The sequence below is a fragment of the Litoreibacter sp. GN1-5 genome (assembly GCF_055693805.1).
On sequence record NZ_JBVFUP010000001.1, the window covers coordinates 2,455,836 to 2,467,767 of the forward strand.

The 11,932-nt window shown below is 57.3% G+C and carries 6 protein-coding genes; all 6 read left to right on the forward strand.

Annotated elements, in window-relative coordinates; translation table 11 throughout:
* Window positions 1-4: 4 nt before the first annotated feature.
* The 6 genes from ACZ1HF_RS12195 to ACZ1HF_RS12220 all read left to right on the forward strand — a co-directional run bounded on the left by ACZ1HF_RS12195 (window position 5) and on the right by ACZ1HF_RS12220 (window position 11,802).
* Window positions 5-979, forward strand: coding sequence for an ABC transporter permease (locus ACZ1HF_RS12195; protein WP_472657766.1), 975 nt, complete (start codon window positions 5-7; stop codon window positions 977-979).
* Entirely contained in the window at window positions 979-1,884 is a 906-nt protein-coding gene (locus tag ACZ1HF_RS12200; RefSeq protein ID WP_472657767.1) for an ABC transporter permease, read from the forward strand. Before ACZ1HF_RS12195 ends, ACZ1HF_RS12200 begins: the two co-directional genes overlap by 1 nt.
* Complete coding sequence (locus ACZ1HF_RS12205; RefSeq protein ID WP_472657768.1) at window positions 1,884-3,572, forward strand: dipeptide ABC transporter ATP-binding protein; 1,689 nt, start codon at window positions 1,884-1,886, stop codon at window positions 3,570-3,572. Before ACZ1HF_RS12200 ends, ACZ1HF_RS12205 begins: the two co-directional genes overlap by 1 nt.
* A 131-nt stretch (window positions 3,573-3,703) precedes the next feature.
* The gene (locus ACZ1HF_RS12210) at window positions 3,704-9,121 is read left to right on the forward strand and encodes an alpha-2-macroglobulin family protein (RefSeq protein WP_472657769.1); all 5,418 of its coding nucleotides are present in this window, start codon (window positions 3,704-3,706) and stop codon (window positions 9,119-9,121) included.
* The gene (gene pbpC, locus ACZ1HF_RS12215; protein ID WP_472657770.1) at window positions 9,118-11,151 is read left to right on the forward strand and encodes a penicillin-binding protein 1C; all 2,034 of its coding nucleotides are present in this window, start codon (window positions 9,118-9,120) and stop codon (window positions 11,149-11,151) included. Before ACZ1HF_RS12210 ends, pbpC begins: the two co-directional genes overlap by 4 nt.
* Window positions 11,152-11,160: 9 nt before the next feature.
* Window positions 11,161-11,802, forward strand: coding sequence for a nucleoside triphosphate hydrolase (locus ACZ1HF_RS12220; RefSeq protein WP_472657771.1), 642 nt, complete (start codon window positions 11,161-11,163; stop codon window positions 11,800-11,802).
* Window positions 11,803-11,932: the final 130 nt, after the last annotated feature.

The window sequence follows — 11,932 nt, forward strand, 5'->3', positions numbered from 1 at the left end:
GGCGATGGTCTATTTCATCCTGAAACGGCTGTTTCAGTCGATCTTTGTGATGATTGCCGTCGCCCTGTTGTCATTTTCTCTGTTCCGTTTTGTCGGGGATCCCGTCAGCCAGATGACCGGGGTGGAAACCTCGGTTCAGGATCGGGAGCGCCTGCGGGAAGAGTTAGGTCTGAACGATGCGTTCATCGTGCAATTCGCCCGCTTTTCGGGCGATATGTTGCAGGGCGATTTCGGCTTTTCTTACCGCACAAGGCAACCCGTGGGCGAGATGATCGCCAGCCGCATCCCTGCAACACTGGAGCTTGGCACAGTCGCGCTGATCATCTCTCTGATCGTCGGTATTCCGACTGGTGTTTACACAGCACTCAGACCGCGCGGCTTTCTGACCCAATCCGTTCTGCTGATAACGCTTGTGGGTGTCTCGATCCCTACCTTTGTCATCGGCATTATGCTTATTTTTCTGTTTGGCGTGCAGCTTGGCTGGCTTCCGACCTTCGGGCGCGGTGGGACTGTCGATTTAGGCGGCTGGACCACGTCCCTGCTAACCGTTGACGGCTGGCGTGCACTATTTTTGCCTGCGCTCACGTTGGGCGTTTATCAGTTGACGCTGACCATGCGTCTTGTGCGGGCGGAAATGATGGAGGTCTTACGGTCCGACTATATCCGGTTCGCCACAGCGCGCGGCATTCCGTATCATCGCCTGCATTTTCGCCATGCGCTGGCCAATACAATGATCCCGGTGATCACCATTATCGGGCTGCAATTCGGGGGCGTCATTGCGTTTTCCATCGTCACCGAAAGCGTCTTTCAATGGCCCGGCATGGGGCTGCTGTTTCTCGAATCCATCCGCTTCGTGGATATCCCTGTTATGGGGGTCTACCTGATCGTTATTGCGTTCTTCTTTGTGCTGGTAAACCTGATTGTTGATATGCTCTACCTTGCCATTGACCCGCGCCTGCGCGTGAAAGAAGCTGCCTGATGTTGGCGCGTTTCTGGGACAGCGACGGCTTTTACGCTTTCCGCCACAACCCAGCAGCGATTGTTGCGGCAATTGTCGCTGTGCTGATCTTGGGCGGCGCGCTATTCGCGCCATGGATTGCGCAGTCGAACCCATATGATCTGACCAGTTTCAGCCTGATCGACGGCCTTCTGCCCCCATCCTGGGAGGCCGGCAGCGACCAGCGTTTTCTGTTAGGTACAGATGATCAGGGGCGCGACATGGTCTCGGCTATTTTATACGGTGCGCGCCTGTCCCTGTTGATTGGCTTGTCCGCCATGATCATTGCCACCATCCTTGGCGTGGGCTTGGGTCTTGCGGCGGGTTATTACGGCGGCAGGTTTGATGCCATTGTTATGCGCATCGCTGATGTACAACTTGCCTTACCCGCCATCCTCACGGCGCTTCTGATCGACGGCATTGCACGGGGCCTGCTGCCAACATCCATGCTGGAAAACCTGCGCATTGTCGTGCTGACCCTTGCTATTGCTCTGTCGCTTTGGGTGAATTTCGCCCGCACCGCCCGCGCCAGCACTTTTGTGGAACGGAACAAGGAATATGTGCAGGCCGCGATGATCATGGGACAGCACCCGCTGCGCGTGATGTTCTGGCATATCCTGCCCAATATCCTTGGCCCGCTTCTGGTGATCATGACCGTCGATCTGGCCTCGGCCATTCTGCTGGAGGCAACGCTGTCCTTTCTGGGCATCGGCCTGCCCGCCGACAGCCCGTCCCTTGGCACGCTGATCCGCATCGGCATGCAGTTCTTGTTGTCGGGCGAGTGGTGGATACTCTGGGTGCCAACCCTGTTTCTTGTGGCCCTGGTTGTATCGATTAACATCCTTGGGGATTTCCTGCGCGACGTCTTCAACCCGAGGTTGCGCTGATGCTGCGGGTCGAGAACCTTACAGTCAAATTCCCGTCCCGCCATGGGGATTTCACAGCGATTGATGGCGTTTCGATGCAGGTCAAACCGGGTGAAATTCACGGACTTGTGGGTGAAAGCGGTGCGGGCAAATCCACCATCGGCGCAGCTGTTATCGGCCTGCTGCAACCGCCCGGATATGTCGCTGACGGGGCTTTGCATCTGGGTGATACGGACCTGCGCGACCTGACACCAGATCAGGCCCATGATATCCGGGGCGACCGGATTTCGATGATCTTTCAGGATCCACAAACCAGCCTGAACCCATTGATGACGATCGAGGATCAGCTGATTGAAACGATACAGGCCCATAACGATGTCAGCACCTCAGAGGCCCGCAACCGCGCGGTTGACCTGCTTGAAGAGATCGGGATCAAAAATGCCGCAAGCCGTATCAGCGCCTATCCCCACCAGTTCTCGGGCGGTATGCGTCAACGTGTTGTCATCGCGCTGGCCTTGTGCACAGAGCCCGAGCTGATCATAGCGGACGAACCGACCACCGCTTTGGACGTGGCGGTGCAGTCTCAGGTTCTTGACCTGATCCGCCGTCTTGCGGACACGCGTAACATTGCCTTCATCCTGATCACCCATGATATCGGTGTCATTGCGCAAATCACTGATACCGTCACGGTCCTGCGCGACGGCAAAGTGATGGAGACAGGTGAGACACAGCAAGTCCTTGGCGCGCCGGAACATCCCTATACACAAGCCCTGATGGCCGCAGTTCCCAGGCTGGACCGCAAGCTCGATCGTTTCCTGATGCCGCTGGAAGAAGATGACACACCTTCTGCCCCGGCGCTCACGACCGGAATTGATGCCGAAGACTGGCTATTGAAAGGTGTGCAACAAGGCGGTCTTGGCCTTGAGATCAGCGACCTCACCGTAAAATTCGCAGGCACCCGTACCAGCCTGTTTCACAGGCCGGACCCTTATGTCGCGCTGGACAACGTCTCGCTGCATGTGCGCCCCGGTTCGGTCATGGGCCTTGTGGGCGAAAGCGGGTCGGGCAAATCCACATTGGCAAAGGCTATTACCGGTCTGCTGCAACCGACTGCTGGCGCGATGATGCTAGGTGACGCCCCGCTGCCCCCTGCAAAGCAGCGCGCGCGCCATCATGCGGCGCGGCGATTGATCCAGATGGTGTTTCAGGACCCCTATTCCTCGCTCAACGCGCGCCACCGTATAGGCGACATTCTTGCTGAACCACTGGCGCTTTATGGGCTTGAAAGTGACGCCTTCAAACGGCGCGCCCTTGCTGCGGCCATGCTGGAGCTGGTGGATATGGACCCCGCAAGCATCGACCGTTATCCGCATCAGTTTTCAGGCGGCCAGCGCCAGCGCATCGCGGTTGCCCGTGGCTTACTTGCGCGACCACGGTTTTTGATCTGTGACGAACCGACTTCGGCGCTTGATGTATCCATTCAGGCGCAGGTGCTGAACCTGCTCAAAGATCTGCAATCCAAGTTCCACCTGACGATCCTGTTCATCAGCCATAACCTGGCCGTGGTGCGGCAAATGTCGGATGATGTCACGGTATTGCGCAGCGGTCAGATCATTGAGGCAAGCGCGTCAGAAGCGTTCTTTACCCAGCCAAAAGCGGATTATTCGAATGAGCTTCTGTCTCTGACGCCAGCGATGCCATACGGCTGAGCTTTAAGAGAATATTGCCGTAAAAGTAATGCAAATCAATTAGATAAAAATCTCCTTCAACAATAATATTGTTGTGAGACTCACAAGCTTGTGTAACGTTACTCACATCTATTTGAATGAGGGGCTTTTAGATGTTTCGCATATTTGCAATTTTACTATCTGTTTTTTTTAGTTTGGCATCGGCGGTAACAGCAGACACGCTGATACCCGAACGCCGTCTGAGCGTTACCAAGAATTTTGATTTTTCCGGCAACGATCTGAGCAATATTTTCGACACAACTCTGGATGCCTGCCAGCGTGCCTGTCTGGACAACCAAAGCTGCAAGGCCTTTACATTCAACAGCCGTGCCAACGCTTGCTTCCTGAAATCCGGTGTCACAGAAACAGAGCCCTACGAGGGCGCGATTTCCGCCCGTGTGACCGATACAACCACCAGTGTGCAAACGCTTGCCACAACCCGGCGGGCAGAACTGTCTTTCTTGCCCGACAGCGATTTTGAAGCAGCGTTGCAACAGGCTGCAACACTCGCTGACCGTCACACAGCAGGCGAATTCACCGCAGATCAATATGCAAAATCAATCGAGATTGAGCGGAATAAGAATAACCGAAGAGGGGTTTTGAACCTGACAGCACGGGCGCTGACCCTTTCCGATACCTCTGGCCTGTGGAGGCAATATGCACAAGCACTTGGTCGGGTTAACCGGGGAACGAACCGCGCAAAGGCGGTGAGTGCAGCCGTAAACGCCTATTTGCGCGCTGAGAGACGGTTTGAGCAATCCTTCGCACTGAAAACGCTGGCCTACAGGTTGGAGAAAGTTAATCGTGGCCGTCAGATGATCCCAGCGCTCCGGCTGGCAAACTCTATCGTTCCGCGCAATGATACATCTGAAGAACTCAAACGTGCGATCGGTCTTTACGGGCTGTCAATTGCAAATACGGATGTGGAGAGTGACACGCTTGACCCGCGCTATTGTGTTGAATTCAGCGCCCCGTTATCCAAGACCGTCGATTATTCGGACTACGTTCAATCGTCGATCCAAGGCATCAGTGTTGAAGCATCCTACCGCAAACTATGCATAGCCGGGTTGCAGCATGGCGAGCGTTATACACTCACGCTACGTGAAGGCCTTCCTGATGCTGATGGCGAAATACTGAATGAATCGAAAGAGCTGGTTCAGTATATTCGTGACCGCAGTCCCAGCGTCCGGTTTCCGGGCCGGGCCTATATCCTGCCCTCCTCTGGCGCACCGGCGCTTCCTGTTATCACGGTCAATACCGCCGATCTGGGTTTGTCGCTTTACCGCGTGACGGATCGCAACATCCTGCGGGCCATGCAGGACGACTATTTCGGCCGTCCTTTAAGTGCCTACGACGAAGATCGTTTCACCTCCGGAATTGGCACACGCATTTGGGAAGGGACCGGGCAGGTCGAAACGACGCTGAATGAGGATGTCACCACACGTCTTCCCATTGGCGAAATTGTTGGGGATTTGAAACCGGGCGTCTATGTGCTTCAAGCCTCTGTGCAGGGCGAGGACCGTTATAACGGGCAGCCAGCAACTCAGTGGTTTGTGATCAGCGACCTTGGTGTCACCACCATGAGAGGTATCGATGGCTTGCATGTTTTCGTGCGCGGCCTCTCCGACGCAGGTGCCCGAGAAGGTGTTGAGGTTTCGCTGCTGTCCCGTGCAAATGCCGTGCTTGGAACAGTCGAAACCAATGCCGACGGCTACGCCCAATTCACCCCCGGCCTTTCCCTTGGCACAGGCGCTGCCGCGCCTGGTCTGTTGACGGTCAAGCAGGGTGATGATTTTGCATTCCTCAGTATGACGGACCCGGAATTCGATTTGTCCGACCGTGGCGTCGAAGGGCATCCACCCGCCCCGCCCATTGATGTCTTCCTGACGACGGAACGCGGTGCCTACCGTGCGGGCGAAACGATCAATGCCTTGGCGCTTGCGCGTGACGGACAGGCCGCCGCGCTGTCTGATTTACCGCTGACTGCAATCCTGACCCGCCCCGACGGCGTGGAATACACCCGCGTCGTGATGGAAGATCAGGGCGCGGGGGGACGTATGTTCACCCTGCCTTTGTCCGGTGGCGTTCCACGCGGAACGTGGAACATCGCGATCTACGCCGATGTTGAAGCTGCGGCCCTTGCCAGAACCGATGTGCTGGTCGAAGACTTCCTGCCTGAGCGTATCGACGTGGAGCTTTCCCTGCCAGATGGGCCATTACGCTTGTCAGAAGAACTGCCAAGGCTGGATGTCACGGCGCGTTACCTCTTTGGCGCACCGGGTGCTGATCTGCCGATTGACGGCCAGGTCATTTTGCGTGCAGCCACCAATCTGGACACCTATCCCGGCTACAGGTTTGGACGCTACGACCAGCCTTTCCGCACAACGCGCGGTGGGCTGCAGGGCAATCTTCGCACCGATGCGCAAGGCAATGCCAGCGTTGCAATGAGCTTGCCCGAACTCACCGAGGTCATGCAACCGCTTCAGGCGGAAATTATTGCAAGCGTTTCCGAAGGCTCGAACCGTCCGGTAGAGCGCCGGTTAACCAAACAGGTCGTCACCGACACACCCATGATTGGCGTTAAACCTCTCTTTGAGGATGTTGTTCCTGAAGGTGCTGAAGCTTCTTTCGAGGTGATCGCCATCAGTCCCGATCTCACGCGGCAGGACATGAAAGTACGCTGGACGATCAACCGCGTCGAGACACGCTATCAGTGGTATTATCGTTTTGGCAGACGGGATTGGGACGCGATCACCACCCGGTCCCGTGTTGCCTCGGGCGAAGTCGCCCTTGGTACAGATAATCCTTTGGTTGTCAGCGCGCCCATTGAATGGGGCGAATACGAGATCAAGGTCGAACGCATAGATGGCACCTATGTCGCCAGCTCGCAAAGCTTCTATGCGGGATGGTATGCCTCTGCAGATGCAACCGCGACACCGGACCTTCTGGAAGCGTCACTCGACAAAGCCAGCTACAAGCCCGGCGAAACAGCAACCCTGCGCGTTGTACCCCGCCATGCGGGAACGGCATTGGTTACGGTGCTGTCCAACAAGCTGGTCGATATGAAAGCAGTTGAGGTCAAGGAAGGCGAAAACCTGATCACCCTGCCTGTCACTGATGGTTGGGGCGCGGGCGTCTATGTCACAGCGTCTGTTCTGCGGCCCATGGATGCGCAGGCCGGGCAGAATCCGTCCCGTGCGCTGGGCTTGTCCTATGCGCCCGTCGATCCCGGTGATCGCAAGCTGTCCGCACAATTCGATGTCGCCGAGGAAGTCGCGCCGCGTGGCCCGATGGGGGTCGCGCTGAAAGTTGACGGTCTAAACCCCGGCGATACCGCCTATGCGATGATCGCCGCTGTTGATCTCGGCATTCTGAACCTGACCGGGTTCGAGGCACCTTCTGCCTCTGATCACTATTTCGGCCAGCGCAAGTTGGGCGTTGGTCTGCGTGATGTCTATGGACGCCTGATCGATGGCACGACAGGCACATTGGGATCCGTTAGATCCGGTGGCGGTGCGCCCAAGCAAACCGAGACAAAGGCCCCGCCCCCGACCGAAGAGCTGGTGGCCTACGTCAAAGCCCCGCTGACCGTCGGTGATGATGGCTACGCGCGGACCAGTTTTGACCTGCCCCAATTTAACGGCACTGTGCGCCTGATGGCCGTGGTCTGGTCCGACAAGGCCGTGGGCGAGGCAACAACAGACGTGCTGGTCCGCGACCCGGTCGTTGTGACCGCGACCCTGCCGCGCTTTCTGGCACCCGGTGACACCAGCCAGTTATTGCTGGAAATCATTCACGCCAAAGGCCCCACCGGTGAGATGCCGCTGAATGTCTCGGCCCAGGGGATCACCCTTCAGACTGCTGCGCCCGAAACGATCACGCTGGAGCCGCAGAAGAAGGCTGTCATAACCGTTCCAATCACAGCAACCGAGACAGGCCTTGCCACCGTGCAGGTTAATCTGACCACGCCTGATGGCATAGTGCTCAAGAAAACCCTGAACCTACCGGTGCAACGGAATGATCCGGTCATCCAGCGGCGCAGCCAGTTTGATCTGGCTGCGGGTGACACGTTCACGCTGGACGAAAATGTCTTTGCCGGATTTTATGCCGGAACCGCCAGCGCAACTTTGTCTGCCGGTCCTTTGGCCCGCTTTGATGCGCCGGGTCTGCTTCTGGCACTGGATCAGTATCCCTACGGCTGTACGGAACAGACGACCTCCCGCGCGATGCCGCTTCTGTATCTAGATCAAGTCGCCCGCGCGACCGGCCTTGAGGAACGCAAGAACATCGCCAAACGCGTGTCAGAAGCCGTTGAGCGCGTCCTGAACAATCAGTCTTCGAACGGTGCGTTCGGCCTCTGGCGCCCTGATCGGGGTGATTTGTGGCTCGATTCCTACGTCACCGATTTCCTAAGCCGCGCCCGTGCGCAGGGTCATGCGGTGCCGGACATTGCATTCCAGCTTGCGCTGGATAACCTGACCAATCAGGTCAATAACGCCCCTGATTTTGAGAAAGGCGGCGAAGGGCTGGCCTACGCGATGATGGTTCTGGCGCGCGAAGGAAAGGCCGCAATTGGCGATCTGCGCTACTATGCTGATGTCCGGGCGAATAGATTTTCGACCCCCATGGCGCTGGCGCAACTTGGCGCAGCGTTGGCCTCTTATGGCGATGTGACCCGGGCAGATGCCATGTTCCGCAAGGCTGCCAGCAAGATCAGAACCACCAGCAATAGCCGGAAATGGCGCTCGGATTATGGCACAAACCTGCGCGATGCGACCGCCGTTCTGACCCTGGCGTCAGAATCCGGATCAACCGCCATTGATCTGGATGATCTGTCCGTCAAAGTCGCCCCATCTGTGGGCGAGGTGCGTGGCATGTCCACGCAGGAATCGGTCTGGTCCCTGCTTGCCGCGAACTCACTGATTGACCGCGGGGCGGCACAACTGACCCTCAATGGCAATCCGGTTGACGGTCAATTGGTTCAGGTCTTGCAGCAGGATGCTGTGCAACCTGTTGCGATCAAGAACGAGGGTGACAGTGACACGGTCATCACCCTGTCCACATTCGGTGTCCCGAATGAACCGGAACCTGCCGGTGGCAATGGCTACAGCATCAAGCGTGCCTATTATTCGCTTGAAGGCGCAGCCATCGATCTGGACCAGATCTCTTCCGGCGACCGCTTCGTCACCGTCATCACTGTCAAACCGTTTGAGAACGCCGAAGGCCGCCTTATGGTCAACGATCCGCTGCCTGCTGGTATCGAGATAGACAATCCAAACCTGCTGCGCACCGGTGACGTCAAATCGCTGGATTGGATAAAGCCGAGTAAAAATACGCGGCATACCGAATTCCGTCAGGACAGGTTTCTTGCGGCAGTTGATCACTACGGCAAGGACAGTTTTCAACTGGCCTATATCGCCCGCGCCATTGCCCCCGGCAGCTACCATCATCCCGCCGCCACCGTCGAGGATATGTACCGTCCATCCTACCGGGCGCGCACGGAAACGGGGCGGGTGACTGTCACCCCATGATCAGGGCGCGGACCTTCTTTGGCCTTGGTGCTGCGCTCTATTTTGCAGCACTTGGCCGGGATGGGTTTGATCGTTGGATTGATGCCACGGTTCTGCCTCCGGTCACTGCGGAAACCAGCGTTGAGGTGCTGGATCGCAACAACGCATTGCTGCGCGCCTATCAGGTGGCCGATGGGCGTTGGCGGCTGGAAGCCTCTGTCGCCTCTGTCGATCCGCGTTTTCTGGAAATGCTCATCGCGTTTGAGGATAAGCGGTTCTACCGGCATTCCGGCGTGGATAGCATCGCGCTGCTGCGTGCCTTTGCGCAGGCTGTCTGGAATGGGCGTGTCGTGTCAGGCGGCTCCACCCTGACTATGCAGGTCGCCCGCTTGCTAGAGGAAAGCGGGACCGGCCATTGGAATGGTAAGCTGCGGCAAATGCGGGTCGCTTTGGCGCTGGAACGCCACCTCAGCAAAGAGACGATCCTGTCCATTTATCTGCGCCGCGCACCCTATGGCGGCAATCTTGAGGGCATCCGCGCTGCCAGTCGCGCCTATTTCGGTAAGGAACCGCGCCGCCTGACCCCTGCGCAATCTGCGCTACTGGTCGCTTTGCCGCAATCGCCTGAAACCCGTCGCCCGGACCGTTACCCGGAAATGGCCCGCGAATCCCGCGACCGTATCCTGTCGCGATTGGCAAATATGGGCATATTAGACTCTGATACGGCCCAATCCGCCATCTCTGAGCTGTCCCCTGTAAGCCGCAAACCCTTCCCCAAAATCGCCCCGCATCTGTCGGACCGCCTAACAGGCGATGTTCTTGCGCAAACCCATTCCAGCACGTTGGACCGCACCCTTCAGTTGAAAATGGAGGTTCTCGCCAAGCAGGCCATTCGCGGCCAGGGAAAGGCCCTGTCTGCCGCGATCATGGTGGCAGACCACCAGACCGGTGAAATCCTCGCCTCGGTCGGGTCGCCTTTTTACAAAGCGGATCACCGTGCGGGGTTCATTGACATGACGCAGGCCATAAGATCCCCGGGCTCTACACTGAAACCTCTGATCTACGGCATGGCCTTTGACCGAGGTCTCGCCCACCCTGAAACGCTGATTGATGACCGCCCCACGCAGTTTGGTCGCTACGCACCGCAAAACTTTGATGGCGAATTCCGGGGACAGCTTCGTATTCGCGAGGCGCTGCAAATCTCGCTGAACCTGCCAGTGGTTAGCCTTCTGGATCGGATCGGCCCGTCTAATCTGGCCGCCGTTTTGCGTAAATCGGGCGCTGATCCACAAATCCCCGGCGATCAGCTCGGCCTTGCGATTGCCCTTGGTGGGCTGGGGCTTAGCCTGCAGGATCTTGTGCAGCTTTACGCAGGCCTGGCCCAAGGGGGGCAAGGCAAGGTTTTGACAACAGAACTAGACTCTAACAAGGCGCAAAATCGCATCCTTCATAAGAAATCCGCTTGGTATGTGACCGACATCCTGTCGGGCATTGCCCCGCCTGCCAATGCCCGGCGCAGCGGGCTTGCCTATAAAACCGGCACATCCTACGGACATCGCGATGCATGGGCTATCGGATATGATGGCCGTCATGTCATTGGCGTCTGGATGGGTCGCGCCGATGGCACCCCGGTTCCCGGTGCATTTGGGGGCGATCTGGCGGCCCCGATCCTGTTCAAGGCGTTTGAACGTCTGAAGCCCGCAGTCGAGCCGCTGCCCGTCGCGCCACCAGATGCCTTGCTGCTTGGCAATGCGGATCTGCCCCGTCCTTTACGTAATTTCAGAAGCCGTGTTACGTCTGATCAAAGCATAGATCACCCGAAAATCGCTTTCCCGCCGGATGGGGCCGAAGTCACCGCAGACGGACAAAGCCTGTATGTTCAAATCCGTGACGGCGTTGCCCCTTTCACATGGCTGGCTAATGGCGCACCGCTTGAGACAGATCGATGGGACAGGCAGGCCGAAATCCTGTCTCGGGGACCTGGGTTTCTGAAAATAACCGTTATTGATGCCAAGGGGCGCTCGACCCAGACGCAAGTGTTCGTAAAATAGACCCTAAATATGCAAAATGACCCCAAGATAGATGATCTTCTTACCCGTCTCATAGATATGTCGGGCGCGGGCCGTGTTCTGATCGGCATCGCAGGCGCACCCGGTAGCGGTAAATCGACTGTCAGCGACCAACTTGCGGCCTGTCTGAACAAGGATCATCTCAACCGCGCGGCTGTCTTGCCGATGGACGGCTTTCATTATGATAATGCAGTTCTGGATGATCTGGGCCTTACAGATCGCAAAGGGGCGCCTGCCACGTTTGATGTCGGCGGTCTGGCGTCGATGTTAAGCAGGCTTGCATCCAATGAAGAGCCCGAGATTGCCGTTCCCGTCTTTGACAGAGCGCTCGAAATCTCTCGTGGAAGTGCGCGTCTGATCGCGCGCACAACGCCGATCATCCTTGTTGAAGGAAACTATCTTCTTCTCAATCAAGATCCTTGGTCAGACATCAAGGGTTATTTCAACTTTACTGTCATGATCCAAACCCCGTTACCGGAACTTGAGCGGCGACTGACGCAGCGCTGGCTGGACCTTCGGTTTTCGCCCGAGACTGCCCAGCGCCGCGTTGCAGAGAATGATCTTCCAAACGCAAAAACTGTCCTCGAAAATAGCTATGCCGCTGATTTCGTGATCACGCAGGGTGCCGCCTGACATTCGGCATTGAGGAAGTGTCGTATGACCGACCACCGCACGGTGGTCCTACGGCTTCTTAACCAATCGGGCGTATATCCCGCCTCGGACGTCCAAACGGTGAGAGACCCTCACCATCCCAAGCAGAGAT

Bases quoted from the DNA above. Each gene is read 5' to 3' on its own strand.
- ACZ1HF_RS12210 (WP_472657769.1), top strand. From the start codon at position 3,704: ATGTTTCGCATATTTGCAATTTTACTATCTGTTTTTTTTAGTTTGGCA.
- ACZ1HF_RS12220 (WP_472657771.1), top strand. From the start codon at position 11,161: ATGCAAAATGACCCCAAGATAGATGATCTTCTTACCCGTCTCATAGAT.
- ACZ1HF_RS12200 (WP_472657767.1), top strand. From the start codon at position 979: ATGTTGGCGCGTTTCTGGGACAGCGACGGCTTTTACGCTTTCCGCCAC.
- ACZ1HF_RS12195 (WP_472657766.1), top strand. From the start codon at position 5: ATGGTCTATTTCATCCTGAAACGGCTGTTTCAGTCGATCTTTGTGATG.
- ACZ1HF_RS12205 (WP_472657768.1), top strand. From the start codon at position 1,884: ATGCTGCGGGTCGAGAACCTTACAGTCAAATTCCCGTCCCGCCATGGG.
- pbpC (WP_472657770.1), top strand. From the start codon at position 9,118: ATGATCAGGGCGCGGACCTTCTTTGGCCTTGGTGCTGCGCTCTATTTT.